Source organism: Providencia sp. Me31A (assembly GCF_050487165.1).
In the GTDB taxonomy this organism is placed as follows: domain Bacteria; phylum Pseudomonadota; class Gammaproteobacteria; order Enterobacterales; family Enterobacteriaceae; genus Providencia.
In genome coordinates, this window is the sequence record NZ_JBKQGZ010000022.1 from 14,115 (window position 1) to 40,920 (window position 26,806).

Below are 26,806 nucleotides of genomic sequence, written 5' to 3' on the forward strand. Positions count from 1 at the left end.
TAATGAGTATTTGCGGATGTTATCAATAAAAGAAAAAATGACCATTTTAATGGTGTCGATGCTTTGCTTTACCAAAGTATCCTATTCTGTAGAGTTCAATACAGATATACTTGATAGCGCAGATAAAGCTAATATTGACGTATCAAGATTTAAAAATCCAAATTTTATTCTTCCTGGGACTTATTTTTTCAATATAATAATTAATAGTACTCAATTAACTCAATCCGCAGCTCCTATTAAAATTATAGGTAATGATAACGATGATTCTGTGAGTGATATCTGTATTGATAAAAACTATATTAATAGCTTAGGTCTTAAAGAAAAATATATAAAAGAATTAGCCTATTGGAACAATGGAGAATGCATTGATTTCTCGGCGTTAAAAGGTGTTAGTGTTACTCCAAACTTACCAGAAGGAACTGTAACTCTAAATATACCTCAACTGTATTTAGAGTATATGGATGTTAACTGGTTACCTAAGACCCTTTGGGATGAGGGTATTGGCGGACTATTATTAGATTACAATGCCAACTATCAATATAGTGATAATGACAGCTTAAAAAACCAAATTGCGTCGATTAGCGGATATCTTGGCGCCAATATGGGTGCTTGGCGCTTACGAAGCGAATATTATGGAAACTATCAAAGACAAGAGTCTAATGGCCAAACATCAACTATTCGTAACTTCTTATTTAATGCAATTTATTTATATAGAAACATTAAAGAACTAGACGCTAAATTAGTTGTCGGTGAAAGTACAACACCATCACAGATATTAGAACCATTTAGGTTTACAGGATTATCTTTATTTACAAACGATTCAATGTTACCTCCTAGACTAAGAGGATATGCTCCTGAAATTACAGGAATAGCTAAAACTAACTCTCGCGTTGTCATCACACAATTAGGAAGAGTAATATATGATGGCAATGTACCTGCTGGTCCATTTAAAATTCAATCTTTGAATAGTGGTACTCGTGGTGAATTGCATGTAAAAGTTATTGAGCAAGATGGGTCTGAACAACAGTTTATTGTTAATAGCTCTAATGTGCCTTATTTAACCCGTCCTGGAACTACTCGATATAATGTAACTGCAGGGCAACCAATTAAACGAGATCACTCAGTATATAGAGGTGTTTTTTTCTTCAGGGGAGAAGCCTCACATGGTTTAAATAATAATTGGTCATTAAATGCAGCTTCAGATATAAGCCAAGGTTATCAGCAAATTTCATTAGGCTTTGGGCGATTTATGAACCAGTTTGGTGCTTTATCTGTAAATATAGCTCGCTCTTTTGCACAGTTAGATCACGATAGTCCATCAGGTAACTCATATAGTATTAACTATTCTAAAACTTTTGATGACTATGACATGGATCTAACTTTTGCGGGGTATCGCTTTACAGATAGAAAATTTTATACCATGTCTCAATATTTAGATCTAAGAAATGACAAATTTATTGATAATGAAAAAGAACGCTATCAAATAAGCCTTTCAAAGCGTTTAGGTGAATTTAACATAAATTTAAATTATCAATTACAACAGTATTGGGATCGGGGACAAACCCATCAATACGGTCTAAATATAGGTAAGAGCGTTAATATTCCTTATTTAAATTTACAGGGAGGAAGTATAACGCTATCAGCAAACAGAAGTTATTATCAAAATAAATATGATGACCAAATCAGTTTGATGCTTTCAGTTCCATTTGGTAAGCAGTTCTACTCTTTCGATACAATGAAATATAATGACACTTATAATTCACGAGTTTCTGTATCGACCTTAACTGAGGATAATGATTACTATAACTTAAGTGCATCAACAAGCTATGGTAAGGATGCTAAAAAACAAAGTACGCTAGCAGGTATGTATGATTTAAAAACTCGTTACGCGTCTTTAACTAGCAATATTTCAGTTTCAGATAAAGGCGATTCTAGCTTAGGTATGGGATTAAATGGTGGTGTAACATTAACACAGCATGGTATTGCGTTGCATAGCTCATCATATTCATCTGCTTCTAGGTTAATGATAGATACAAATAATATTGCTGATGTTCCTTTAAATAATGGTACAACGGTAACAAATGGAATGGGAATTGGCGTCATTCCAAATATGACTAGCTACTATAAAAATAGCTATAACGTTGATATGAGTAAATTACCCGATAATATTGAATCATCAAATACGATATATGATATCGCATTAACGGAAGGTGCAATCGGATACAGAAAAATAAGTGCAGATAAGGGATTTAAGTTATTTGCTACTATTAAAATGGCAGATAATTCAGGTTCTCCTCCATTTGGTGCTCAAGTACTAAATGAAAAAGGTAGAGAAGTAGGGATAATTAGCGATAACGGATTAGTATGGTTAACAGCTGTTCAATCAGAAGAAAAGCTAAATATTAATTGGTCTAATAAAAATCAGTGTACTACAACATTACCCAATTTAGATAATGCAAACCAAATTATTTTAATTTGTGAAAAATAGAGAATTTTATGAAAAAGAAATTTTTATTAATCCCACTATTATTGATAGCACAACATAGCATAGCAGCAGTATCTCTTGATAGAACAAGAGCAATAGTAGAAGGTGATTCTACCCCTGTAGTTATTAACATCGAAAATCAGAGTGATACTTTACCGTATTTGGCTCAAGCTTGGATTGATGATAAAGATGGAAATAAAATCACGACCGGGCCATTAATTGCAACACCATTAGTTCAGCGTTTAGAACCAAATATAAAGAGTATGATCCGAATTTCAACTACGGATGTATCTAAATTACCAAAGGATAGAGAATCTATTTATTATTTTAATTTAAGAGAGATACCACCGAAAAGTGATAAGCCAAACGTAATGCAAGTTGCATTACAATCAAGAATTAAATTATTTTATCGCCCAGAGTCTATTTTAGATAAAGCAAAAACTGACTGGGCCTTAGATTTAGAGCTAAACACGGTGAATGATGGGTATATTATTAAGAATACCTCACCATTTTATTTAACCGTCATTGGGTTAGCAGGAGATAAAAATAAATCTGAAAATGGTGCATTTGATTCATTTATGATCGACCCTTTCGGAAGTCATCAAGTTAAAAGCACACACTTTCAGAAGCCATACTTAACTTATATAAATGATTACGGTGGTAGGCCAACAGTCTCCTTTAACTGCAAATCATCAGTATGTAAAGCTGATAGTCAACAATAGACAGTTATAAAACGAGGGTACAATGAAATATTTTCCAGTAGTATTTTTCTCACTTTTTATTTCATTAAGTAGTGTAGCTAGTCAGTATGATGAAAATTATTATTTTCCATCACATGATGCAACATCAGCTAATAAAATGGATGGTTTAAGTGGGGAACTTCATTTTAAACTAGGATTAATGTACTCTCCGTGCGTTATTTTGGATGATGAATATAATAATGGTATTTTTTTAATTGAACTAGAACAATGCTTAGTAAACAACCAAAACATTAAAATACCTTTACGAGCAAAGGCTAGATTAGTCGAAAAAAACAACATAACAACATCATCATATGATATTAATCATCCACTTTATTCTGGTAAAAATGTACTTTATATACAAACTAAAAATACTAAAAGCAGCTCAGCTATCATGGAGTTAAATTATGATTAAATTCATATTTTCTATATTGCTTATTACTATGACTCCAATTGCTTTCTCGAGCGATTTACTTATTAATTTTAATGGGAATCTAGTTGATAAAAAATGTGAAATTAAACAGTCTGAGATAACAATTCAGTTTATTCCTTACTCTCTAGGTTATATTGAGGTTACCGGTAATATTTCAGATAAAAAGTTATTAAAAATTGAGTTTGAAAACTGTACACCTACCATGATGGATAAAATAATAAAAATTTCATTATCTTCTACAAATATATATAAACAAAATGGAATTGATTATTTAACGACACAAGGGGGAACAGGACTAATCGTTGGTCTTGAAAATCTTAATGGCGAGCTAGTTTCTTTTAATCAACCTCTTGAGGTTAGAGTAAGCTCAGAAAATAAAGCAGAGTTAGTACTAAATACATATCTAAAAAAAGGTGACTTTGCTAGGCCTGGGACCATACATGGTACTGCAAGCATTATGGTTAATTATAACTAACAATAGGAAGTTATATAATGAAAATAAGAAAAGCATTCTTATTCTTATTACTTTTTTCTAGTATAGCAACTGCTGCTGAATTTAATAGTGGTCGTGCTGATGTAAAAATTAATATTACCGCAACGATAGTTGCTCCAGTTTGCACCCTTGTTGGTGAGAATAATGAATCACCTTTATTTGTGAATTTTGATAATGTTGACTTTTCTGAGGTTGAAAATGGAACTGCCTATAAGGATATTCAGTTAAAATATAGCTGTACAGGAAGTTCTGTTCCAGCTAATAAAGTCATGAACTTATATTTATACCCAACAAAATATGGTGTCTATACACAAGTAGGTAATAACGTATTACGAACATCAAAAAATGGACTAGGCATCTCTTTAACCAAAAGTAATGCTAATCTTGATTTAAATAAGTGGATACCTTTTGGTAGTAATGAGCTGCAAGGCTCATTTATCCTTCGTGCTTCGTTGATTACTCCCAATAAATTATTATTAACCGAAGGTAGCTTCGACAGTACTGTTGCTATCCTAATGAGTTATTTATAACTTGGACTATATGTTATGATGAAATCCGCTTTTTATTTATTACCTGTTTCACTACTGACGATTTCAAGTATTAGCTTCGCAGCAGGTAATCCAGATGACTGGACTGTCATGGGGTATAGTGGTACTCAATTTACAGCAAATACAACTTGGACTGGCGCTAACTTTAATGGTGTAAACTTAACATTGATTGCCAACCTAAGTAGTTCGGGTGGTAAAATGACTGAGTATGCATGGGGGCCTCGTGCATGTCCTCCATACGGTAATACCCCAGGTTCAACGAACGAACAATATGTTATCGTGCCTAATACAGCAGAGTATGTCGACCCCATTACCAATACAAAATATAATTTTACAATTGAATTACCTAATTCATTGGGAGAAATTAGTGGATATCCAAATGCACAATACGCAAAGATAGGCCAAAGTATAGGTAATGTAGGTCGCGCGCAATGCAATGCTAGGCCGTATATCCCACAACCATTTAATGGGCAAACACCTGTTACGCTAATTAGTCGTACTGATCTACCGATCAGGAATACACCACATGAAATTAAAGTAATGACAACTTTATTTGGTGTAAGAAACCCAACAGTACCATCTAAATGGCTAAGTTCTGTTGCGCTTATTCAACCTAAAAACTCTGCTGAACTGATTTTTTATGTTAAAGTTGTCAATACATGTCGTGTCGATAAGGAAATCCTAGATTTTAATTTTGGTGCTTTACCACAAGCAACAGCTGAGGGTGTAAGCCAAACTAAAAATTTAACTGTTAGCTGTGTGCATCCAGGGAATATTAAGGTAACTTATCAGCCATCAAAACCTATCGATAGCGCAAATCCAACTCGTACAAGTTTAGATTTGGGTAGCGTGTCATCTGGCTGGTACGGTGAATTAGCCGTTGATGGTAGAAAACAATTAACCACAACTCTCCAAAACATTACAAGTAAAACATTAGATATAGGGGTGACCTTAGGAAAAAGCCGTGCTAATGCATCTTTTGGTAATATAAGTGGTGGTGGCGTACTAATTTTTGAATATATTTAAATAAATATATCCTAGTCAGTAAATTTTATAATTACCTTACTGACTAGGATATAGAAGAACATAGAATATGTATTTGATGTTTTATTAAAAATAACATTAAATAATTAGCAAAATTTTATCAACTTAAAAGATTATTCTATTGTTACTCTTAACACCCCAGCTCCGCTAAATGTTCCTGTTTTACTTTTATCATTTGGATGGTACTTCGAATTAATTAAATAATCTTTTTTCCCTGTGATTTTATCTTCGCTTATGGCTGTTCCATCATTAAAAGTCAACTCACAATCCCCTTCACCACACTTTGTGAAATTTATACCTTTTCCTGTCGGTTTACTTGAGCCAATTAATTCCATTTTAACTGGATTTATTTTAGAACAAGATACACTATAACTTGCTACTTTACTTGTATAACTAGACTCATCACCTAAAGTAATATCATGTACTAATGGAATTGGATTACTACTAAAATCACATTTAGATTCTACAGTAATATTTAAATAAAATGTAGATCTAGTTCCAGCTCCTCCTAAAATTAATGAAGGCACATTCTGTGATGGCCCACCATCATCAACAGTGTGTTTATTTTCTTCGAAAGCGTAATAATAATTTACGGGAACTCGATAAGATCCAGGCGCTAAACTACTAACTGGCATATTTACCGTAATTCTTGGCGTAGCCCAATGAAAATCAACCCATTGGGTACTATATAATGGATAACAAATTCCGAGAGGAGTTTGAACTAATATTTGATTTACCCTTGATATATACCCTGGTCTTTGCGCCTGATCTGGTCGCCTCCAGCCGTTATATGTGTCAATGCTTATTGTTATGGGAATATTACCTATATACACCTTATCTTGCATAATAAGCCATGCAGTTTTCGATTGGGTTACTACCGTGTTTTCGTTGGATACGGGTCCTTTACAATTACTATAAACATTTCTTGAACTGTGATTACCACTCCATCCACCGTTCATTGTTGACGACGCACTGACGCTTTTATCATTATATTTAATTGCGACATCATCCATCCTGACCGGATTTGAAACAACCCAAATAAAGTGCCGATAGTCGGCTTTGCTCGTCACAGAAAAACACAATAGATTTAATAAAGTTAAAATAAAAAAACTACGCTTAATTATCATATTATACCCAATCCGATTCGTTGTTATTAGTTGTACGTGATAATTATTTTGGCGGTTGATTCAAACTTCCCTGGAGTTAATTTATTGACGTTTACAGCATAAGGAACTGCTGTAATCGAAAAGTTTCCATTGGCTTGCCCTTTACCACTTAATCCATTTATAATTTCACTGCCAAGATTATTGATATTGTTGTCAATAGCAATAGGATAAGAACTATTGACACTGTTTCCTTGATATAGCGCGATCCCTAATCCTGTATTTCCCTTCGTTTGTAATACATTACTGGGTGCATTAACTAACTTATCCCCAACAATATTAACGTAAGGCTTACCTTGATAATATTGACAATCGATTGGAATGTTTTTTGTAATAAAATTACTAACGTTATCAACACTATCCATTTGGATAGTGTTAAAGTTAAAAACTATTTTTTCATTTTTATTTATGATACAAGGTGCAGTTTTAATCACTCCTGATATAGTTATTGGGACATCTACGGCAAAAGAATTAGACGTAAAAAAATACCCACCTCCAAATAAAAACATAAAGACTATGTTTATTTTACTCATTATTCATACTCCACAGTAAAAGTAATTGAAGCGGAGAATTTCCCAGCCTTCGCTTCTTTAGTCGCAGGCTTTCGAGCAAAAACACCAAAATTTAATTCTCGAGTTTTTCCAACTTCAGGAACAGAACCAAGAGTAATAGGGCGATTCCATACAATTAATTTATCGTCTTTATCCGTCACCCCTAAAAGAACACCACTATCGCCTTGGGTATTTAAAAAGGTGTCATTACCTATATTAAGTAATTGATTACTACTCCAAGTTAATTTAATTACTTTTTTTAAGTCGGTCTCACTACATTTATCAATAGTAATTGAAAACGGAGTTATCGCACTCGGTTTTCCTTCATTAATTGACTTTAATCGTACATTATAAATAGTGATTTTTTGATTTAAAGATTCAGACGTTACTTTACAGGCGGTATCGACAAGCTCACCTTTAAATTCCATATCAACACCTTGAGCATTGAAAGATAATAAGGAAGTAAGCAATGATGATAAGCAAAAAGCCCAGCTGACTATTTTGTTCTTATTCATAATTGACCTCAAGGCGTAATGTTTGATATTTATCCACGTTAAACGGTAATGAAACTTTATTATCACCATTTGCTAAATATACAGAATACTTTCGAGATAACTGAGCATTCTCCACATTATAGAATTGTAACTTCACAGGTGTATATGTCGTTGTGCTATAAATAGTCGGATCATTAAAGGCATCCCCTGCTCCACAACGTGTTAGCATGATTTCTTTATGATTTACGGATAAATTACATGCTGTATTTAATAAATTAACATAAACTTGTATCTGACCATATAGAGATTGATTAACAGCCAAGTCTGCAAATGCATTTTTTATGCTAGTTATATTACCAATCATAAGCATTATCATGAAAAATCGCAGGTATGCTTTTCGTTGACTGTTCATTCTCATTTTCCTTATTAATACAACAATACTTACTGAATATTATTCTTCACCAGAAACAGTACAAACTGAATTTTCACATTTAAAAACCAATGATGGCTTCCCACCATAATCATTTATATAGGTAAGATAAGGCTTTGATAAATTAGGTGAAACTATATCATATGACGATTTTGGAGCGACCATGGTAACATCAAATTTATTATTTTCAGCTTGTTGTTTACTCCCCCCAAAACCAATGATTGTCAAATGAAAGGGGGTCGTATTATTTAAACGATAACCATTCGCTATTTTTGTCAAAGTGACCTTATTCGCCCACTGAGTCTCTGATTCTGTTAAAATACTACTTGGACGATAAAATAATTTTACGCGAGACTGCAATGCTATTTGCAATGTATTTCCATCATTCGCTTTGGGCGGAACTTCTCGCAAATTAAAATAAAAAACAGACTCTCTATCTTGTGGTAATTTATTGACTTCTGGTGTTGTGCTTAAGCGAACTAAACTTTTACTGGATGGCTCAACACGTTGTAAGGGAGGAGTGGCTAAAATAGCCCCTTTAGTTAACTTATTACCTTGTAAGTCTTCGATCCAACTTTGTGCTAAATAGGCTTCTTCTCGATTATCATTTGATATCGTGATATTAATTGATTTTTCCGAACCAGGGAAAATAATCCGTGTTCTATCGAGCGTCACCGCACTATACGCATTCATTGATAAAAATGCAGTCGTAAAAACCAACGTCGTGAATAAACGCTGAGATGTAAATAAATTCAACATAATAAAACCTCATAAACAAATAAAATATAGGTACTGCTAATTCGAGTTAGTTATTATCGACATCAATACTTATTTCGTCATAGATGCACATGGTAATAATAACATATTACTCGATGTATCTAAGTTTTCAGGAAGCGATAACTTACACTGCACTTGCCCCCCCCAATAAACCGACAAATCTTCATGAGGAGAAACCCCAACTAACCATGTAACGCCATCATCTCCTACAATTCCTAACTCAATATTATTGGCGTTACGAACACTCGCACCAAATGGTGGTGTTTTATCATGACCTAATGACAAAATAGCAAAGAGTTTTTCCCCTTTCATCACCGATAACTTACGGTAACCAATTGCGCCTTTAGTCAAGGTAATATCGGTAGAAGACTCTAATGTTTCTAAGTTGTCCGGCAATTTACTGATATTGATTGAAGCTTCGGTTTTACGGTAGCTGCTCACATTTGGAATAACAGCAACACCATATCGATTAGTTGTAATTGTTCCATTATCAAGAGGAACTCCTCCTACATCTGGGGTCTCAATCATTAATCGAGTATCGCCAGCTGAACCACGATGTAATGCAACACCGTGCGCCGTTGCAGTTATTCCACTATTAATAGACATACCAATACTGCGATATTGTTGTGGAACATAACTCGCATTTGCCGAAAGATTGGCTTGAGAGAGATCTCTTGAGTAATAACCACTGATACTGGATTCACTGTCATACAGCTGTCCATGGTTATATCCAACGTTTACGCTGTAATTATCTCGCTCATTGTATCCGCTATAACCTACCGCATGATTATATTGGTTATACCCTGCATTTTTTGAATATGACTCAGAAAATGATAAACTGTGGCCATTATAAAGGGGAACATTTAAATAAAGATTCACTGAGTCATCTTTATAACCATTATCACGCTCTGTACGGATGGCAGATAATGATAACGTTGCATCCTGCAAAGAAAGCCCTGGTAAGCTAATATTCGTACTAGCATATAAACCATATTGCGTTTGTGATTTATCATACCAATACGTACTGTAATCATAATTCAGTGATAAACTGAAATTATCAAAGTATTTATTGAGATAGATTTGATAAGTTTCTTTCGGTGCTAGAGCTACACTTCCAAAGCTAACTTCATCCATAAACTGACCGAGTGTTCGGTAGTTTTTATCAGCAAAGCGATATCCTGCAAACGTAATATCGGTACGTAATACATCAAATGATTTTGAATAATTTACGCGATACGAGCGGCCTTTCAGTGTTTCTTGAGTAAATCGCGCCACAGACTGCGTTACATCAAAAGAAATAGCCCCAAATGCAAATAAGTCTCGCCCAACACCGATCGCGGCAGTCTGATAATCAGCGTTAATCTGCGATCCGCCATAGAGAGACCATTCGTTAGTTAAACCATAGGATAACTCACCGCTAGCAACAGGTTTCCCTTTTAGTTGATGACCATTATAACGTGTTTTACCTGCAACAAGTTTATAGATTAGGCGACCCGGTCGAGTTAAATAAGGTAACGATGCAGTGTTGACACTGAATTTTTTCTCTTCACCGTTTTCTTCACGCACAGTAACATCAAGCGTACCCCGTACGCCGCTATCTAACGTTTGAATACGAAAAGGTCCTGGTGGTACGGTTGTTTCTAACAGTACTCGTTCTTTACTGCGCACAATTACCGTTGCATTTGTATTTGCAACACCGACAATTTCTGGAGCGTATCCCACAAGTTTAGGCGGTAACATGCGATCATCACTCTCTAATGAAACCCCTGTATACTGCCACGACTCAAAAATATCGGAATAAAAATAGTTTTCCCCTAACGCCAGAATAGATGATAAGGCTTTAATAGAAGTGAATGCATATAGCCGACTAAAATCAAACTCATGCGACTCCTGTGATTGTTCACTTCCATGTTGCTTTTGATATGATCCATTGAAATCTCCACGAATACGCCAAGCGCCGAGATTTAAACCGGCAGTTCCATTCGTAGATATATAAACTTGTTTATTGCCCTTGTTTTCTTTTGTTGCGGAAAAATTCGCATTATAATCAATCAACGCGCCATTAATCCCTTCTTCCCATAATGCAGGAGGAATCCAACTAGGATCTTGATATTCTAGCCAATATTGTGGAATTGTTATTTTTAACGATAACGTTGCAAGTTCAACTTTTAATTGTGTCCCCGTAAGGGCGGATAAGTCCAAGCACTGTTCATCATGTGAAAGGCGTACTTTTTCTTTTGCTGTATCTTTGAGTCCGAGAAGGTCTAATAGCCCTACAGGAATACACGTTGTTTGTAATTCAGTTTGATTTGGCTCAGTTTGCTCAAGAATATGGATATCCCGAGGTGCGCCTAAACGTTGACCATTGACAAAAACAGTTAATACATAATCACCAGGAGGGACATAACCTGCGACAGAGAACTGACTTATGTCGACGTGTTCTAAGTCTTCAGCATCCAAAATATCGGTATTAAATTCGGAAGAGTAAGCTGTACAAGCGGTAAAGCTTAATACCATCAAAACTGCCTGTCTAACTTTTGAAAATGAAAACGCCATGCTTATACCACTCCGAAGACAGCAAAAATCAATCAATACAAAGCATTGGCTATTTTCTTTGTTTATTGATAATCAATAGAAAAACGAATTAGCCCATGATAACGGCCTGCCTGTATCGGCTTCCCTGTAAAATCAAGCTGTAAAAAATAGCGTAATAAAAGTGTTTGACCTGACTTTCCTTGTCTTAGAACACTATGACTCAATGGATAACCTACCCCCGGAACTAACGTCTCCATTGTGTTATTAAGAACAGAAACGCCTAATCCTTCCGAAGAACCTTGTAAGACAAAAGCATTAATATTACTTGCTCGATTACCATCAAAGCGTATGACCCACGTTTTACTATCAAGTGAAGAAAACACGCTACCGCAATGAGTTAATTCAATATCAAAGGGTTGACGCTGTGCTTCTCTTGATGTTTTTGTTGATAACGAAGCTAACGCCAATGATGAAAAATCAATTACTTGGAGACTATCTTTCATCGCAATAGAGCAAGGTGCAGCAATCACACTACCAACCATTTCAGTAGTTCCTTCATGTCGCACACCAATATTTTTTGCAGCAAAGACGGAGAAACAACTACAAAAATAAATTAATAGTGCTTTTCGGATATAAGGTTGATATGCCAGTATCATCATCTTCCCTTGCTTAGGATTTATTAACCGCCAATAAACTTGGCGGTTAATAAAGAACTTTTACTGATAAGTAATACGGAAATTTGCAATCGAACTAAAGCGACCTTCACCGACAGCCTTCTGAGTGTCTACAGCTTTAGCTAACGCTTTAAATCTTAAAGTATTATCACCAATCTCATTTGCAATGCGTGGTAACACGTTTTGAGCAGTTCCGAAGGTAAAACCATCGATAGCAATACCTAAGTTATTAGCGTTCCCTGCTGAAGTCGTTAACATGGTTTGTGCTGTATCTGCATAAGTTTGGCCAGTGAAAGTCAGTGACATTGTTTTCACTGGGTTAATTGTGACTTTGCCATCTTCTCCTGTTGTTTGACTGAAGTTAGTAAAGTCACATCCAGTGAACTTAATATCAAAATCAGCTTCAGCGGCAGTACCGCTTTCCAGTGCTTTACGAGATAATTGACCAAAATCTACAGTTTGTTTTGTTGATGATTGCTCAATATTACAAGGCGAATTGACGACAGAACCTTCGAAATTGATAATACCTGTGTTAGTCGCCATTGAGCTAAATGAAACAACTGTTCCAGCCAATACAGTTGCAATCGCTAATTTTTTCATAAAATCCTCTAATAAGAATAAAAGTAATAATTTAAATTAAAATAAACTCTCGAATAATTTTCGAGTTTATCTACACTCTCATAATGCTGTGCATAAATAGAATAAACACACAACATCAATTAAATTCATTAAATACGAATCAGATAACAAAAGGCCATTAACATTACTCAAAAAAAGTAACAATTCTAACTAAACAGATAAAACTATTTACTTTTGAAATCATGTCACTTTATTTTCAATATTAAACACACAATTCACAACTCGAATAACGAGTAAGCTTAGATAAAATTAGACCAATTAATGTCTAATACTGAAAATATAGTATCTAGCTTTTCAAAATGTATAAACTTGTCACACCATTTTCAGAGCGAGAAATGTGTTGTTAGCATATATTTATTAATTACCAGTTAAGTATTTAGTAAACCGTGACTCATAAAAAAATTAGTCAATCAGTTTATTCAACACATAGACTGCTTATTATTTTTACGTCTATAAAATATTATCTTCATGCAATTAAAATAACGTGTGTAATTTTATTTTGCCGTGTAAGGTGTGTAAGTTAATTTTAAATATCGAATATTAAAAATCACCACAAACTCCCGCTACGTGTAAAAGATAACCACCAATCCCCCCACTGTAAAAACGTTTATATCGATTGATAAACTAAATTTGATAGCTTAACCCTATTCACAATAAGGGTTTAATCGCGACACAAGGTCATCATAGAGAAAAAACCATTTAAATTCAGCACGTAAGCCTTTCACGAGTTATAATGAATGAAAAAAACAACAGGTTGTAATACAGTCAAATTATTGCGAATTTATTATTTAAACTAAAACTTTTTTTATTTTGTTACATATTAAAATAAGCCTGAAACAAAATAGTATTTAAAAATAATGGATGGGGAAAATAATTAAATTAAATAAATCATAAGCACTCGCTAATTGAGATTATTCCTACCAATAAATAAGAAAATTTTTATAACGATAAATAATAATTTCATACTAAAGCCTATATCTTCCATATTGAATAATATATTCATAAATGATGATGTCGATTTGTATGAAACATTAACTAATGAAAATGTTTTCATCACCTCTCTATTCATCCATTCAACTTTTCTTGGTAATAATACTTACAAAATAGCCATCTTTATTTGTAAATGTAAATATAGCCGCGAATCAATTAAAACTCACTTATCCAAGCTAACCTCAAACTCATCCATGTAATAGGCATACCACGGGGTCACTGTCCACTTCCCCGAAAATAAGACAGCTATAATTAGATTTTCGGCCCTAACCATTGTGTCACTCAAAACTCTCAATATTATTGATGAAAGAACATGTGAATGCTTGGTGCTTGAGGTTGGCATGTCCTTACCAGCTTAACTCGTTATTGGGGTACTTGAACATTAAGAGGGTTGCCGAAACAGATTAGAGTCGATCATGGTCCTAAGCTCATTTCAGATAACCTATTGATGACCTAGCTAAATTAGTTAAACTATTAAAAGGGGAATCCGTTGAGTAGCTACTGAGCTGATATGTTTGTAATTCATCGAGACTGTAATTTAAATTGTGTATTTGCCTGTTTTTGACATGTTAAATCCAACAACAAAGCAGACATATTATGGATGAGAAAAAACTAAAAGCCCTTGCAGCAGAATTTGCAAAAGGCATTAAAACCGAAGCTAACCTTAATCAGTTCACTCGTATGTTAACCAAATTAACCGTTGAAACGGCATTAAACACTGAGTTAACTGAGCATTGGGACATGCAAAAAATAGCGCTAAAACAGGCTCTAACACCCGCAATGGTTATGCATCTAAAACATGACTCACCGATGATTCTGTACGAAAAATGATTTATTTAGTGATTGAATCAGCCGGTAAAAATGGGGGTATGCCAATTCAAAACTGGAAACAGGCAATGAGCCGTTTTATTATTGAATTCGATGACCACCTAGACGACCACATTTAATGAAAGTCAAATACACAGAATTATTTACAGGGACTATTACAGCGGCATCAGAGCGACTATTCTACAAATAGTCTAATGAAGTGGCCAATATTAATTGACCACTTCATATCGACGAATTAATGAATATACTAAAAAAGCTTTCTAATAAGATAGACTTAAGTGACTTCAATTCTATTATCAAGAAATCACTACTCTTATCTTCTTAAGGCTACAAAATATCACAATAAGCTCTTATTGTATTGAAAACAAAATAACAGTATTACCAGTATGCTCACCTGGCGTTACACTTCCTGAAGTTCGTAATGTAGAGCTCAGCGTCAGCACTTTTGAATTAGCCACGCTAACATTAGCGTTATTTGCATATCCATCAAATGCAACTGTTGAACGGACACCTCCACCTAAATCAACATCTGTATTCGATATATTCGCTTTATATGTAGCGGCATTATTACATTGGATATTAATATTAGAGGTCGCCTTATTTCCGTTGATACTTTGCTCAGATAACGTACCATGATCTAACACTAATGAAGATGCTGAAAATGTGCAAGATACGTTTGGCGGACGTACTGATATACATCCTAGTGACGGATAATAGGACATATATACTCCATTTATTGAACCACGTATAGCGCCCGCACACAAATAGATAGACGACCAATCAACAATCGCTTCAGTTTGCATGTCCGCTACTCCTGACCCTGATTCGCCATATCCCCTAGCCCATTGCGCTTGGAAAGCTCTCCATGAACGAGGTACCGACGCTGCAGTTGTGTTCATAGCTGTCATATAGACACAACGCCGAAAGTTACCAGGACCAGCCATTGGTTCAGTTAAACATCTACCACGCGTTTGATCTACACCTTGAACTAAAAAAATTCCAAAAGCAGTGTAAGGCGTTATAAGGTCATCATATCGGTCATCTGCCGGTATAGATTGCCAACTAAATGAAATTCGAGAACCACTAATAGCTTTTACCTGTACAGGTTGTAGTATAAGATTGGGTTTTTGAACCTCAGCATTCACATAGAATGAAGAAATTATTGTCATCAATAAAGCTAGCTGCTTTTTCATTTAAAAACTCACTAATTAATTTTTATAATGAATTCGTTTATCACGAATATTCGATAATAATATTAGCTGTTGAGCTATTAAAATCACCGCCTTTTATCGTATTCTCTTTAGATGGAGCAATTTTAGGTGATACTTTCAATATCGGTGGACTACTGCTCATAAAACTACTCGACAATGTATTTATATTAAAGATACTGTTATTATATTTAAACTGAAAACCTAAATCTGCATTATCTTTAACTTTTAATAAATTCGTATTAAATGAAGTACCATCACCTTGTATTTTTATTTTTAATGATGAATTCGCACTACATCTAATTCTATATGGAATAGTTCTTTCATATTGGTTATTTAAAATCCCTTGTTTTGAAATAGTATCAAAATCGACAGTGATCATATTGCTACCTGTAGTGCTTGATATATCACACGTTCTAGTTTGTACGTTCACTTTGATTGTATATTCATATACCTGAACTTGTGGGTTAGCATACCCAGCTATACTCGCTAACATGAGTAAATATAACCAATAATATGGGGTAATAGCTTTATGCATAAAGTCCTCATCCTATTTATCAAAATGATAAATAAATTAATTTTGAATATTTATTCGAAATTAAGTAAATAATACAGAGTTGCCGTATAAGGTCCCGGAACAATTGATTTTGCCGCCACAACCCCCGGTTTTGCTGACAAATACGCATATAACGGTACAGTCATCGTTCCCGCTTTAAGGGTTTTTGGTTTTAATGACGAGCCAATCAGAACTCGGTTGCTTTGCATTGAGCCTTCTTCAGAAATACCAATAACAGCCCCTTTTGCAGTACTACCTCTATCAAACTCTAAGTATCCATCAGTGGTAATATTACCCGGTGGAGCTTGCAGAGTTATTTTGACACTGTTTGCCAGAGATGGGTCACATTCTTTTAATATTAATTCGAATTTTCTTGCTATAGAACGACCATGTAAATAAATTTGATGATCAACAAGGTTACCCATATTTACCAAAATCGGTGTATCTTCATCAATAATACAGGGCATATTAATTAACGTACCTTCATAATTTACGGTGTTAACATTATTACTCAATGCTACTTGACTTGTGAGCCCTAAGAGCCCCCCTACTATAGCTAGGTTAATTTTTGTCATAGATTCTCCTAATGCTATGGGTAAGTTATTGTGACTGTTGCCGTAGCGCTAAATTTACCAGCGGTGAGATTACCGCCCGACCTTTTTACTGGAACGGAGTATAAAGGTATTTCTTTATAACCATTTGATGACATTCTTATAGTCATCGGTGTATTTATTTTTATTGGTTCGCCAGAAGTATTCACAGGATAAACACGTATGCCTAAATTAGTTTTGTTTGTCGCTATCGCTAAGTTATCAAAGCTTGATCTTCCGCTCGTATAAGTTAACGCAATTGGAACATCTCTTCCTAAACCAGCATCGCAGGCTATTTTTAATGTCCAATCTTGCCTATAACGTTGACCATCAATTCTTTGAATACCTATCTCACCAAAATCAATGTGAATAGGGTTACCCTTACCTTGCAATCCATAAACCTCACAAGGCGGAAAATCAAGTAATCTACCCTTCATGTTCACAACAACATTAGTATCCGCAGTCGCTATTTTGCTATTTAGCAGCAGCGATATAGTGATGGTTAATATCATCACTATGAGACTAATATTTACTCTTTTTTTATTCATATTAATGTCTCTGCCTTTTAAATATTTTACCAGACAAGATATTACTGGTAGCTAACGGTTAATGTTGCTGTTGAGGTTAAATCACCCGCCGCGACTTTGATATTAGCTGCACCATTTTTAATAGGAACTACCTCAAATTTAGCTTCATTTCCATAATTCATTAACGCATTAGTTCCCCGACTAAATAATGCATTATTTGTTAAAAACATAATCCCTACATTTACATTGTTAGTTGATACAAACCGACTATCAAAAGAAGATGGCGCATCAGATGATAGTGTCACTTTAATTGCAGTATTTACTGGTGTTGTACAAACTATTTTATAAGGTAATGGTTTTTTATATGTTCTTCCCGCAACAGTTGTATCCATATTAGTAATTAACATTTCGCCAAAATCGACAGATATCGTATTTCTGCCATCACTTGCAGAAATGTCACAAGGTGGATCACCGAGAAGATTTCCTCTCAAATTAATTTGGGCGCTATTATCCGCACATACTGAGAATACCAGACTAAAGAGCAGCCCCCCTAAAGAGACTCTTTTTCTTATTAATTTATGCATATTCATTTCTACTCACTCTTCATTTACTCAGTAAGTTTGAGTATTTACGGGTAATCAGCACGTAATGTGATAGTTGAAGTAAAGGTTCCTGTTTTAACTGCCGATAGATTGGAATTGTAAATTCTCGGATAAGCTGTAATTACAGGTAATTGGTTTTTACTATCAAATGTAACAAATTTAGTGTTTAATCTGGCAAAATTACTCGTCCCACCCAAAGAATATTGAAACCGAATACCTAAATCTTTATTATTCGTCGCCAGTGCATCCGCTTGACCTGGTACAGTTGTGCCAGAAAAAGAGAGCACAATAGTTGTATCTGAACCTGGCGGGCAAGTTATTTTATAAGGTACAGGTTGCCCAAAATTATTCCCCGTGATATATCGAATAACCATATCGCCAAAATTGACAGATATCGTATTTTTGCCATCACTTGCGGCTATATCACAAGGCCGAGAACCAAGAAGATTTCCTCTTAAATTAATTTGGACGCTATTACCCGCAAATACAGAGAATGTCAGACTAAAGAGTAGTCCCCCTAAAGAGAGCCGTCCTATCAATTTATGTATATTCATTTCTACTACTCACTCTTAATTGACTCAGTAAGTTCGCCTATTTACGGGTAATCAGCGCGTAATGTGATACTTGCAGAAAAGGCTCCTGTTTTAACTGCCGATACATTGGCATTATAAACTCTCGGATAAGCCGTAATAACAGGCAATTCTCCTTTACTATTAAATGCAACAAAATCAGTATTTAATCTGGCAAAATTTCTAGTTCCGCTTAAAGAATATTGAAATCGAATACCTAAATCTTTATTATCAGTCGCTAAGGCATCCGGTTGGCCAGACATAGTTGCACCAACAAAAGTTAATATAATGAGAGTATCTGAGCCGGGTGAACAGCTTATTTTATAAGGTATAGATTGCCCAAAGTTATTCCCCGTGATATCAGAAATAGGCATATCACCGAAATTTACTGATATGGGGCTACCATTTTGACCAGAGATCTGACAAGGGTCATCAATAGTGAGCTTTCCTTTTATCGTCAAACCTACTGATTGAGCGGCCCACATTGGTGATGTAAAAAAATAACAGGCATTCAGCAATAATCCTAAATAGATACTCTTAGTGCTTATTTTCATCATATCCCTCATTCTACTTAGTCATAACTAAGCTGAAACCCAATTGCAGCATAGAATGCACCGGGAGAAAACGGTCCTGGGACCCGCACAGGAACAACGTTATAAGTTAAAATAGTCTGACCTGCTGGTAAAAAAGAAGGGTCATTATACTGTCCTAGTTTTAAGGTTTTTCCATTATTATCTTTGATCATCAACCCTAAGCCTGAAATACCATTTAATTTTACATAACGACCAGAGCTATCTGTATCTACCGCAGTAAAACGCATTGAAAAGCCAGGTTGATCTAAGCTCCAAGGTACTTGCCCTGTCTGTCGATTCATTCTGGCATTTTCTACTGCTAAACAGTTAGTTAGTTCAATATTAAATTTTGTCGCTTTTCCTTGTGTTCCTATTGAAGGAAAATCCCCCACCGGTACTGTACCGAGCATGATAGTTTGATCTGCAGAACTCATAACCAAACGACAAGGACTGTCAGTTAATGCACCTTTAACATGCAAAATGCCATGCTGACCGTCAACTTGCCAATTATCTACACTGCGATATCCGATATCCTTCAGCCCAGCAAACGCTGGAAAACCAACACTCACACATAAGAGGCTACCTAACAAATAGCTCAGTGACCTCAAGAACTCCCTAGATAGCCTCATTATGTTTTCTCCTAAAGCGTAACGTTATTTCTTTGGATTAGCCTGACAAACCGCACCTTGACAGCTAAATTTAATTTCAGGTCGACCACCGTAATCATTAATAGTGATTAATGTTGGATCGCTACCCAATTTCGCACTTGAAACTCCTAAATTAGATTGACCAAAAGGCGGCACCATAACTGGTTCAAAGTTAGTATCATTTTTTAATGACGATGAATAAACATTAATAATTGTTGTGTAATATGGTGTAGGATTTTTTACTACCGCTTGAGCACTAGCTTTATCCAGAGTAAGTTTATATATAGCTGGCTCCGCTTTTTCTAACGGAATTACAGCTTTTGGTCGGTAAAAAAGTTTCACACGCGTTTGTAAAGCAACCTGTAACACGTTAGGTTTATTACTCTTAGGTGGAATTTCACGTAAGTTAAAATAGAAAAGAGATTCCCTATCTTGTGGTAATGAACTAATAGAAGGAAGAGCCTCAATTTTAATCTGACTGGATTTATTGGCTTCTAACCGTTGAACAGGGGGTAAAACGACTAACGGCCCATTAATTTTTTTTCCTTCTTCATTTTCTATCCAGCCTTGAGCTAAATATGGTAACTCCGGGTTATTATTACCAATATCTAACGTAACAGACCGTTGATCTCCATCGAAAATAATACGCGTACGATCCATGGTAACCCCTGCTGTAGCTATTTGGGTTGCCAGTAATCCAGAAATCAAAATTATGTGGCGCTGTATTGTTGTCAAAGTCATGTTTTATACCTTTATTAATTATAGTCCTGTTACTTTCACTTACTTATTACCTCTTAAATAAAATTTGAGAGGTATCGGGATACAATTTATATTACAATTTTGTAATAGATCCAGGTGGTTGTGTTTCACACGGTAACAGTACCGAACCAGTAAAATCTAATACACTTGGGAATTTCAATCGGCATCCTTCGTCATTCCCCCAAGCAATGGTCATTTCTCCGGATGGGGTAATACCGCTTAAATAGGTGTTACCTCCATCAGAAACAATCCCTGTATTTTGACCGGCTGTATTTTTAACTTGCGCACCAAACGGAGGGTAGGTGCCATCAGATAATCTAATGATAACCATAGCTTTTTCACCATACAAAACATTAAACTTACGGTAGCCAACAGCACCCTCGGTCAATGTCGCTTGTACAACTGACTGTTCAGCATCCACGTTATCCGCTAATTTATTTAAATCGATTTGTACATTATTTCTGTAGTAACTATTCATATCCGAAACAATGGCTTTACCAAATCTATTTGACCGCACAGGTGCTCCAATACCTTTAATAGGCACATCTGCTATGCCTCCAGTATCTAGAATTAAACGAGTACCTCCCACTTGTGAAGTACGGTGAATACCACCGCCTTCAGGAGTTAAAGTTAATCCACCTGTCATGTTCAAACCCACGCCTCTATAATCGTTATTTGCGTAGCTTGCATTTCCTGTGATCACTGCAGAATCACCTTGATAAGTGAAAAACCCACTAGTTGATGCACCTTTGCGGTTTTCACCTAAGCTCATGCTATATATCATTCTGTCATTGAGCGTATCGTAATACGATGCTCTGTTACTCACTCCACCACGACGGGCATCCATTGAATAACTTATACTACTACCTGCTCCCCATGGCATAGAGAGAGAGAGGTACGCACTATCATCATTGCTTCCTTGATTTACCTGATGGTTTAAGGTTAAAGAAGCACTAATATTTTTAAAGCTTCCAATATCAAAGTATTTAGATAATATTAAGCTGTAATAGTTATTTTCTGGCTCATTCCAATAAGTTTGGTGGTTATAACTTAAGTACAAAGATAAACCACTATCGATAAAGTTTTTGTTAAATGACAATGTGTAAAGTTCTTTACTACTTCCATAGTGATAACCGACTTTCTTCGCGTTTAAAAAGTCATTCATTGTCATAAAGTCACGTTCAGAGAATCGATAACCCGCAAAGGTAATCTGACTGTTGTATTCCTCGAATTTTTTAGAATAACTAAGTCGATAAGATCCACCGGTCAAGCGTTCATCAGGTAAACGAGCAACAGATTGAGTGATATCAAATGATAGTGCGCCAAGAGCTAATAAATCTCGCCCTAAACCAACTGAAACTGCTTGATACCGCTCACTCCCTAAGAGACCACCAAATAATGACCAACCATTACGAATACCCCATGAAAATTCACCAGAAGCAAAATTCTCCCCTTCACTGTGACGCTCATAGTTAGTAGGTTGTCCGAGAGCTAATTTATACTGAATATCTCCTGGGCGCGTTAAAAAAGGCAAGTTTGCCGTATCCACATCAAATTGTTGCACTGTCCCATCTTGTTCTTTTACAGTGACATTTAGCGTTCCTGACAAAGCATCCGACAAATCGGTAATACGAAAAGGTCCTTGTGCAACTTGAGATTCATAAACAACGCGTCCTTGTTGACGTACCGTAACAGTTGCGTTAGTTTTTGCTGTTCCCACGATTTCAGGTGCATAACCACGCAAGTTAGGTGGAACCATATTTAAGTCGGTTTCAATCGCTGCACCAATAAATCGGAAAGAATCAAAAATGGCTGAATTAAAGTAATTCTCCCCAACCAACAATTTTGCTTGAATAGATGCCAATGCTCTGTATGCATAAAACCTATTCCAAGTAAAATCAGTATTAGAGGAACTATTTTTTCCTTTTTCTTGGATAGCTTGACCTTGCCATTCGCCCCTGAATCGCCATGCTCCAAGGTTAACCCCGGCTTCACCATTTCCTGTTAACGAAAATGTTTTTCTATCGTCATCTTTTGGGGTAATGATGCTCCCATTTACGTTATAATCAAAAAGAACAGCAGGTAAGCCATTATCCCAACGTGAAGGCGGATCCCAATCTGGAGACTGGTACTCTAAGTACGCTTGAGGAACGTTAACAAGCAAAGATGAAGATGATAAATCCCCTGTTATTGTGACACCGGTTAAATTGGAAGGATCTATACACTGTCCGTCATTTATCAGTGTTAACTTTTCTTGTGCACTAGCCAGTAAACCTAGTTTTTCAATCATTGACGCAGGTAAGCATGCTTTGCTGCCAGTTGGGCTATTCGGATCATCTTCAAAAACAATACGTTCTTCACCCAAAGATTGTTGATTTATTTTCACATCAAGGAGGTATGAGCCTGGCATGATATGTCCAGATTGAGCGAACTGCCCTAAATCAATATTTTGTTTGTCTTCTACGTCGAGTACATCCATATTAAATTGGATTTCTTCCGCGTTTGAATAAGGAAACAGTCCGCCAAGAATCACCGTAGCGATAACTATAGGAAGTATCCGATAACGAAATTTTGGATGTAAATGAAAAGACATAAAAAATCCTTGTTTATGACATTATGCTTGACATGGCATGGCAGCATTTTTCACTAGTAATAGTTTAGTTTGAAACGTATAATGCTTTGAAAATCTCCAGGTTTATATACAGAATGATTACTCACTAAACGTAATCCATACTTAAGTTGTCTATCACCTGGCACTATCGACCCCCAATAAATAGGTTGGCCAGGCCATATGATTTGACCTTGCTCATTATCTATTTGTAATGCCACTCCCCGAGCTGAACCAAACGTTGAAAAGCCATACTTTTCAGAAGGTCCATCAAAAGTCATACCGAAATTCATCTCTTGGCTTTCATCTTCAGAAGGCAATCGACAACCTATTATATTGATAGTAAATTGTTTTCTAGGCCCCTGTCCCCATTGTTTCAGGGTACTAACGGGAACAGTATCGAACGCAACTGTTTGATCAATAGACTCCATCGCGATAGCGCAAGGTGTTTCTATAATGGCTCCGTTCATTCTCACATCACCATTACCGCTGTTAAAATTAACATCAGCAAAAGCTATGTATGGCGATGAAATGCTGAGAAAAAGTACGGTGGCTTTACCTATTTTTTTCATGAAGCAATCCTTACACTAAAAATGGTGTGGCCTAAAATTTAGGCGCACACCCATCCACAAATTAGTTGTAACTTAAAACGAAGTTTGTGGTAGCGTCGAATTGACCTGGAGTAACTTTAAGATCTTTAACACCTGCAAGTGCAGCAGAGAATTTCAGCTCATTATCACCTTCGATAAAGCTACGGTCGTCTGATTTTTCATTCAGTTTGATTTTGTTACCAGAAGCGGTCATTAACTGAACACCGGCATTTTTACCATCACCAATGATTTGCAGTAGACCAGTAGCAGTTGTACCATTCATCCACTCAGTGCCTTTAAAAGTCACATTTAGTGTATTATTGTAATTTTGAGTTTCACCAGCTGCGTCAACGTAAGTTGCATTCAAGTTACATCCTTCCAATTTGATGCTAAATGGCTGTGGCTTAGACATGTTACCTTTTTCTAAGGTAACATTAGAAATTTGACCTAATGGTACAGTTTGGCTTTCATCACCCGGTGCAATAGAACAAGGTGCAGTAATTATAGTACCAGTAAATTTAACTTCACCACTACCTTGATCAGCTGCAAAAGCAGATGAGCTCAGAGCGCCTAATACAAATGTTGCTAGCATTAATTTTTTCATATATTCCTCAAACTTCATTTAAACAATAATTAATAAAAATGCCCCTTAATATCAGTGTGATATTTAGGTAACATGCGTGAAAAACCGAAAATAAATCTTATTTTCTTTAAGTTAATTATTCATCTTTTGAAAATGAAAATTCTTATTAACATAAGAAAGGTCTTATTTGTTTTTAATAAATAACATCATAGGCTATCAGAATGACAATTTATTTTTTTATAATCATTATCATCAACTTCAACCTGAAGAACTTTATAAAAAAAGTCATGCCAACTAACATCTAATACTTTTAATATAGTATTTAGCGTCTCAATATTTAAGCTAGTATTTCCATTTTCATATCTAGAAACTTGTTGTTGACTAACATTAATTAATTTTCCAAGCTGATCTCCGCTTAATGATTTATTTAAACGTGATTGACGAATAAAAAAACCAATATTTTCACGTATTATTTTATCATGTTGATATTCATTTTTATTCATCATAGGTCACCACTATTTAGTAAAATCTCGTACAATTATTTATTATAATAGTTATTAACTAACACCATACAACTACATTAAATTCCTAATGGAAAAGTAGGTAAAATATAATATAACCAATAAAGAAATAAACAAAAAAACACTCCGATGGAGTAAGCATTAGAGTTCTTTAATCAGCCTGTAAACATGTTTTTACCACTTGATAATCAAAAAACGATAGTTTAAAGCTATCCTATTGGATTTTATTTACATACCAATCAATTTCCATTGGTTAAAAACACTTTAAATTCAATAGGTAACATTAAACCATCAAATAAAGCCTTAATTACTCATATAGTGACTAAAATATAAACCTGACATTACATTCTAGATATTACTTTCAGTTTGTTACAACCGGAAATAAGACTGTAGTATTATAAAATATAAAATTAACGATAGTAGTAATCTTATTATTTTGAATAAGACTATGCTATTAACATACAATTAACTAATTTATTGAGGATAAATAATCAATGTCTATTTAAAATTAAGATTTAGATTATGTACATTTTTAACATAGATTAAATCATCAATTGAAAACAAAATTAAATAATGGTCTATTACAATTATTTAACCAGTGATATAACAACTTAACCAACTGTATTAGTCTATTTCCGTATTAATTATATTCCGAAAAACCCCCACAATAATCATATTCACCTAACAGAGAAAAAATCATCTTAATCACGGTATTTAAAGCAATAAAACTCCTTTTCGGTTTCAATATGTAGTGTAGATACCATCTCTTATAAGCTAATTTAAACTTAATTCAAGGCTAATTCAGACTGATATTTTTTTTTGATTTTTTATAACCCAAAAACAAATTTGAATCAGCTTTCGCATCGCAGCACCTAATGCTTGCATATTTGTTTTTCGAGACTGTAATTTAAATTGTGTATTTGCCTGCTTTTGATATGTTAAATCCAACAACAAAGCAGACATATTATGGATGAGAAAAAACTAAAAGCCCTTGCAGCAGAATTTGCAAAAGGCATTAAAACCGAAGCTGACCTTAATCAGTTCACTCGTATGTTAACCAAATTAACCGTTGAAACGGCATTAAACGCTGAGTTGACTAAGCATTTGGGACATGCAAAAAATAGCGCTAAAACAGGCTCTAACACCCGCAATGGTTATGCATCTAAAACATGACTCACCGATGACTCTGTACGAAAAATGATTTATTTAGCGATTGAATCAGCCGGTAAAAATGGGGGGATGCCAATTCAAAACTGGAAACAGGCAATGAGTCGTTTTATTATTGAGTTCGGTGACCTCCTAGACGGACACACCTCATGAAAGGCAAATACACAGAATTATTTACAGGGTCCATATCCCCTACGTCCATATACTGAGCACAGTTGTAAGTTCCACGGATCGCGTTCTTATCGATATGGGCAGGCTGACCCTCAATCCATGAGCACAATATCCCTGCTCATGTAATATTGTGCTCATGGTATGCCTAAAGCCATGTCCTGTTAGTCTTCCTTTATACCCCAACAACTCAATAACCTGATTCACCCTTTCTTTGCTGATCGGCTTTCTATGGGAGAATTAGACAGACTTCGATATGATCAACCCTATTGATTTAAAAGGAAAATATTGATTTTAGGGAAAATTTAGAAACTG

General features: G+C 35.2%; 27 protein-coding genes and 4 pseudogenes. 9 read left to right on the forward strand and 22 right to left on the reverse strand.

Translation table 11 applies throughout. The features are described from left to right. The first annotated feature begins 16 nt into the window (after positions 1 to 16). Genes ACLPIE_RS17210 through ACLPIE_RS17235 form a run of 6 tightly spaced genes read left to right on the forward strand, consistent with a single transcriptional unit; the run spans position 17 to position 5,725 of the window. The gene (locus ACLPIE_RS17210) at positions 17 to 2,488 is read left to right on the forward strand and encodes a fimbria/pilus outer membrane usher protein (protein WP_430262944.1); all 2,472 of its coding nucleotides are present in this window, start codon (positions 17 to 19) and stop codon (positions 2,486 to 2,488) included. 8 nt (positions 2,489 to 2,496) lie between these two features. Next, complete coding sequence (locus tag ACLPIE_RS17215) at positions 2,497 to 3,207, forward strand: fimbrial biogenesis chaperone (RefSeq protein WP_430262945.1); 711 nt, start codon at positions 2,497 to 2,499, stop codon at positions 3,205 to 3,207. 22 nt (positions 3,208 to 3,229) lie between these two features. Next, complete coding sequence (locus ACLPIE_RS17220; protein ID WP_430262946.1) at positions 3,230 to 3,640, forward strand: hypothetical protein; 411 nt, start codon at positions 3,230 to 3,232, stop codon at positions 3,638 to 3,640. Next, positions 3,633 to 4,133: a fimbrial protein gene (locus ACLPIE_RS17225; RefSeq protein WP_430262947.1), complete on the forward strand. Its 501-nt coding sequence runs from the start codon at positions 3,633 to 3,635 to the stop codon at positions 4,131 to 4,133. Before ACLPIE_RS17220 ends, ACLPIE_RS17225 begins: the two co-directional genes overlap by 8 nt. Positions 4,134 to 4,150: 17 nt before the next feature. Further along, positions 4,151 to 4,681, forward strand: coding sequence for a fimbrial protein (locus ACLPIE_RS17230; RefSeq protein ID WP_430262948.1), 531 nt, complete (start codon positions 4,151 to 4,153; stop codon positions 4,679 to 4,681). Between the two features lie 15 nt (positions 4,682 to 4,696). After that, the gene (locus tag ACLPIE_RS17235) at positions 4,697 to 5,725 is read left to right on the forward strand and encodes a hypothetical protein (protein WP_430262949.1); all 1,029 of its coding nucleotides are present in this window, start codon (positions 4,697 to 4,699) and stop codon (positions 5,723 to 5,725) included. 131 nt (positions 5,726 to 5,856) lie between these two features. On the opposite strand, the gene ACLPIE_RS17240 is transcribed toward ACLPIE_RS17235, so the two are convergent. The 8 genes from ACLPIE_RS17240 to ACLPIE_RS17275 form a co-directional block, all read right to left on the reverse strand. Continuing rightward, positions 5,857 to 6,870, reverse strand: a complete 1,014-nt coding sequence (locus ACLPIE_RS17240; RefSeq protein WP_430262950.1) for a hypothetical protein — start codon at positions 6,868 to 6,870, stop codon at positions 5,857 to 5,859. Between the two features lie 26 nt (positions 6,871 to 6,896). Next, positions 6,897 to 7,439 (reverse strand): fimbrial protein, encoded by a 543-nt coding sequence (locus ACLPIE_RS17245; RefSeq protein ID WP_430262951.1) that lies wholly within the window; start codon positions 7,437 to 7,439, stop codon positions 6,897 to 6,899. After that, positions 7,439 to 7,972 carry a fimbrial protein gene (locus ACLPIE_RS17250; protein WP_430262952.1) on the reverse strand — a complete coding sequence of 178 codons (534 nt, stop codon included), beginning with the start codon at positions 7,970 to 7,972 and terminating at the stop codon, positions 7,439 to 7,441. The genes ACLPIE_RS17245 and ACLPIE_RS17250 overlap by 1 nt, the downstream gene beginning before the upstream one ends. Beyond that, a complete protein-coding gene (locus tag ACLPIE_RS17255; protein WP_430262953.1) occupies positions 7,965 to 8,363 on the reverse strand; it encodes a hypothetical protein in 399 nt (132 codons plus the stop codon). Before ACLPIE_RS17255 ends, ACLPIE_RS17250 begins: the two co-directional genes overlap by 8 nt. Before the next feature lie 39 nt (positions 8,364 to 8,402). After that, entirely contained in the window at positions 8,403 to 9,140 is a 738-nt protein-coding gene (locus ACLPIE_RS17260; RefSeq protein WP_430262954.1) for a fimbrial biogenesis chaperone, read from the reverse strand. A gap of 69 nt (positions 9,141 to 9,209) precedes the next feature. Further along, on the reverse strand, positions 9,210 to 11,714 hold the full coding sequence (locus ACLPIE_RS17265) for a fimbria/pilus outer membrane usher protein (RefSeq protein WP_430262955.1): 2,505 nt from the start codon (positions 11,712 to 11,714) through the stop codon (positions 9,210 to 9,212). A gap of 62 nt (positions 11,715 to 11,776) precedes the next feature. Continuing rightward, on the reverse strand, positions 11,777 to 12,352 hold the full coding sequence (locus ACLPIE_RS17270; RefSeq protein WP_430262956.1) for a fimbrial protein: 576 nt from the start codon (positions 12,350 to 12,352) through the stop codon (positions 11,777 to 11,779). Positions 12,353 to 12,409: 57 nt separating this feature from the next. Continuing rightward, positions 12,410 to 12,967, reverse strand: a complete 558-nt coding sequence (locus ACLPIE_RS17275; RefSeq protein WP_430262957.1) for a fimbrial protein — start codon at positions 12,965 to 12,967, stop codon at positions 12,410 to 12,412. A 1,626-nt stretch (positions 12,968 to 14,593) separates the two neighbouring features. Between ACLPIE_RS17275 and ACLPIE_RS17280 the strand changes: the two are divergent. Then, positions 14,594 to 14,796 (forward strand): annotated as a pseudogene (locus tag ACLPIE_RS17280) (IS256 family transposase); the annotation flags it as partial. A gap of 378 nt (positions 14,797 to 15,174) precedes the next feature. On the opposite strand, the gene ACLPIE_RS17285 reads toward ACLPIE_RS17280, so the two are convergent. From ACLPIE_RS17285 to ACLPIE_RS17345, 13 genes are all read right to left on the reverse strand, one after another. Then, positions 15,175 to 15,732, reverse strand: coding sequence for an MrpH family fimbial adhesin (locus tag ACLPIE_RS17285; protein ID WP_430262958.1), 558 nt, complete (start codon positions 15,730 to 15,732; stop codon positions 15,175 to 15,177). Positions 15,733 to 16,057: 325 nt separating this feature from the next. Further along, positions 16,058 to 16,570 (reverse strand): fimbrial protein, encoded by a 513-nt coding sequence (locus ACLPIE_RS17290; protein WP_430262959.1) that lies wholly within the window; start codon positions 16,568 to 16,570, stop codon positions 16,058 to 16,060. 50 nt (positions 16,571 to 16,620) lie between these two features. After that, positions 16,621 to 17,163, reverse strand: coding sequence for a fimbrial protein (locus tag ACLPIE_RS17295; protein ID WP_430262960.1), 543 nt, complete (start codon positions 17,161 to 17,163; stop codon positions 16,621 to 16,623). 14 nt (positions 17,164 to 17,177) lie between these two features. Then, positions 17,178 to 17,726: a fimbrial protein gene (locus tag ACLPIE_RS17300; RefSeq protein ID WP_430262961.1), complete on the reverse strand. Its 549-nt coding sequence runs from the start codon at positions 17,724 to 17,726 to the stop codon at positions 17,178 to 17,180. Positions 17,727 to 17,767: 41 nt separating this feature from the next. Beyond that, positions 17,768 to 18,295 carry a fimbrial protein gene (locus ACLPIE_RS17305; RefSeq protein WP_430262962.1) on the reverse strand — a complete coding sequence of 176 codons (528 nt, stop codon included), beginning with the start codon at positions 18,293 to 18,295 and terminating at the stop codon, positions 17,768 to 17,770. A gap of 38 nt (positions 18,296 to 18,333) precedes the next feature. After that, entirely contained in the window at positions 18,334 to 18,861 is a 528-nt protein-coding gene (locus ACLPIE_RS17310; protein ID WP_430262963.1) for a fimbrial protein, read from the reverse strand. 41 nt (positions 18,862 to 18,902) lie between these two features. Further along, entirely contained in the window at positions 18,903 to 19,433 is a 531-nt protein-coding gene (locus ACLPIE_RS17315) for a fimbrial protein (RefSeq protein WP_430262964.1), read from the reverse strand. A 14-nt stretch (positions 19,434 to 19,447) separates the two neighbouring features. Next, entirely contained in the window at positions 19,448 to 20,077 is a 630-nt protein-coding gene (locus ACLPIE_RS17320) for a fimbrial protein (RefSeq protein WP_430262965.1), read from the reverse strand. Between the two features lie 24 nt (positions 20,078 to 20,101). After that, positions 20,102 to 20,836 (reverse strand): fimbria/pilus periplasmic chaperone, encoded by a 735-nt coding sequence (locus ACLPIE_RS17325; protein ID WP_430262966.1) that lies wholly within the window; start codon positions 20,834 to 20,836, stop codon positions 20,102 to 20,104. Positions 20,837 to 20,927: 91 nt separating this feature from the next. Beyond that, positions 20,928 to 23,447: an outer membrane usher protein gene (locus tag ACLPIE_RS17330; protein ID WP_430262967.1), complete on the reverse strand. Its 2,520-nt coding sequence runs from the start codon at positions 23,445 to 23,447 to the stop codon at positions 20,928 to 20,930. A 53-nt stretch (positions 23,448 to 23,500) separates the two neighbouring features. Continuing rightward, complete coding sequence (locus ACLPIE_RS17335) at positions 23,501 to 24,034, reverse strand: fimbrial protein (protein ID WP_430262968.1); 534 nt, start codon at positions 24,032 to 24,034, stop codon at positions 23,501 to 23,503. Between the two features lie 61 nt (positions 24,035 to 24,095). Then, positions 24,096 to 24,656: a fimbrial protein gene (locus ACLPIE_RS17340; protein ID WP_430262969.1), complete on the reverse strand. Its 561-nt coding sequence runs from the start codon at positions 24,654 to 24,656 to the stop codon at positions 24,096 to 24,098. Positions 24,657 to 24,841: 185 nt separating this feature from the next. Then, positions 24,842 to 25,141 (reverse strand): helix-turn-helix domain-containing protein, encoded by a 300-nt coding sequence (locus tag ACLPIE_RS17345; RefSeq protein ID WP_430262970.1) that lies wholly within the window; start codon positions 25,139 to 25,141, stop codon positions 24,842 to 24,844. A 981-nt stretch (positions 25,142 to 26,122) separates the two neighbouring features. On the opposite strand from ACLPIE_RS17345, the pseudogene ACLPIE_RS17350 reads away from it, so the two are divergent. Both ACLPIE_RS17350 and ACLPIE_RS17355 read left to right on the forward strand, forming a co-directional pair. Then, positions 26,123 to 26,326 (forward strand): annotated as a pseudogene (locus ACLPIE_RS17350) (transposase); the annotation flags it as partial. Positions 26,327 to 26,332: 6 nt separating this feature from the next. Further along, a pseudogene (locus tag ACLPIE_RS17355) lies at positions 26,333 to 26,476 on the forward strand (IS256 family transposase); the annotation flags it as partial. On the opposite strand, the pseudogene ACLPIE_RS17360 reads toward ACLPIE_RS17355, so the two are convergent. After that, positions 26,436 to 26,722 (reverse strand): annotated as a pseudogene (locus tag ACLPIE_RS17360) (integrase); the annotation flags it as partial. The pseudogenes ACLPIE_RS17355 and ACLPIE_RS17360 sit on opposite strands and share 41 nt — an antisense overlap. Between the last annotated feature and the right edge of the window lie 84 nt (positions 26,723 to 26,806).

Coding starts and splice junctions, on each gene's coding strand:
- ACLPIE_RS17220 (WP_430262946.1), top strand. CDS start 3,230: ATGAAATATTTTCCAGTAGTATTTTTCTCACTTTTTATTTCATTAAGT.
- ACLPIE_RS17340 (WP_430262969.1), bottom strand. CDS start 24,656: ATGAAAAAATTAATGCTAGCAACATTTGTATTAGGCGCTCTGAGCTCA.
- ACLPIE_RS17335 (WP_430262968.1), bottom strand. CDS start 24,034: ATGAAAAAAATAGGTAAAGCCACCGTACTTTTTCTCAGCATTTCATCG.
- ACLPIE_RS17245 (WP_430262951.1), bottom strand. CDS start 7,439: ATGAGTAAAATAAACATAGTCTTTATGTTTTTATTTGGAGGTGGGTAT.
- ACLPIE_RS17265 (WP_430262955.1), bottom strand. CDS start 11,714: ATGGCGTTTTCATTTTCAAAAGTTAGACAGGCAGTTTTGATGGTATTA.
- ACLPIE_RS17325 (WP_430262966.1), bottom strand. CDS start 20,836: ATGACTTTGACAACAATACAGCGCCACATAATTTTGATTTCTGGATTA.
- ACLPIE_RS17225 (WP_430262947.1), top strand. CDS start 3,633: ATGATTAAATTCATATTTTCTATATTGCTTATTACTATGACTCCAATT.
- ACLPIE_RS17295 (WP_430262960.1), bottom strand. CDS start 17,163: ATGACAAAAATTAACCTAGCTATAGTAGGGGGGCTCTTAGGGCTCACA.
- ACLPIE_RS17275 (WP_430262957.1), bottom strand. CDS start 12,967: ATGAAAAAATTAGCGATTGCAACTGTATTGGCTGGAACAGTTGTTTCA.
- ACLPIE_RS17215 (WP_430262945.1), top strand. CDS start 2,497: ATGAAAAAGAAATTTTTATTAATCCCACTATTATTGATAGCACAACAT.
- ACLPIE_RS17255 (WP_430262953.1), bottom strand. CDS start 8,363: ATGAACAGTCAACGAAAAGCATACCTGCGATTTTTCATGATAATGCTT.
- ACLPIE_RS17310 (WP_430262963.1), bottom strand. CDS start 18,861: ATGAATATACATAAATTGATAGGACGGCTCTCTTTAGGGGGACTACTC.
- ACLPIE_RS17250 (WP_430262952.1), bottom strand. CDS start 7,972: ATGAATAAGAACAAAATAGTCAGCTGGGCTTTTTGCTTATCATCATTG.
- ACLPIE_RS17285 (WP_430262958.1), bottom strand. CDS start 15,732: ATGACAGCTATGAACACAACTGCAGCGTCGGTACCTCGTTCATGGAGA.
- ACLPIE_RS17260 (WP_430262954.1), bottom strand. CDS start 9,140: ATGTTGAATTTATTTACATCTCAGCGTTTATTCACGACGTTGGTTTTT.
- ACLPIE_RS17240 (WP_430262950.1), bottom strand. CDS start 6,870: ATGATAATTAAGCGTAGTTTTTTTATTTTAACTTTATTAAATCTATTG.
- ACLPIE_RS17320 (WP_430262965.1), bottom strand. CDS start 20,077: ATGAGGCTATCTAGGGAGTTCTTGAGGTCACTGAGCTATTTGTTAGGT.
- ACLPIE_RS17290 (WP_430262959.1), bottom strand. CDS start 16,570: ATGCATAAAGCTATTACCCCATATTATTGGTTATATTTACTCATGTTA.
- ACLPIE_RS17315 (WP_430262964.1), bottom strand. CDS start 19,433: ATGATGAAAATAAGCACTAAGAGTATCTATTTAGGATTATTGCTGAAT.
- ACLPIE_RS17345 (WP_430262970.1), bottom strand. CDS start 25,141: ATGATGAATAAAAATGAATATCAACATGATAAAATAATACGTGAAAAT.
- ACLPIE_RS17300 (WP_430262961.1), bottom strand. CDS start 17,726: ATGAATAAAAAAAGAGTAAATATTAGTCTCATAGTGATGATATTAACC.
- ACLPIE_RS17235 (WP_430262949.1), top strand. CDS start 4,697: ATGATGAAATCCGCTTTTTATTTATTACCTGTTTCACTACTGACGATT.
- ACLPIE_RS17330 (WP_430262967.1), bottom strand. CDS start 23,447: ATGTCTTTTCATTTACATCCAAAATTTCGTTATCGGATACTTCCTATA.
- ACLPIE_RS17270 (WP_430262956.1), bottom strand. CDS start 12,352: ATGATGATACTGGCATATCAACCTTATATCCGAAAAGCACTATTAATT.
- ACLPIE_RS17305 (WP_430262962.1), bottom strand. CDS start 18,295: ATGAATATGCATAAATTAATAAGAAAAAGAGTCTCTTTAGGGGGGCTG.
- ACLPIE_RS17210 (WP_430262944.1), top strand. CDS start 17: ATGTTATCAATAAAAGAAAAAATGACCATTTTAATGGTGTCGATGCTT.
- ACLPIE_RS17230 (WP_430262948.1), top strand. CDS start 4,151: ATGAAAATAAGAAAAGCATTCTTATTCTTATTACTTTTTTCTAGTATA.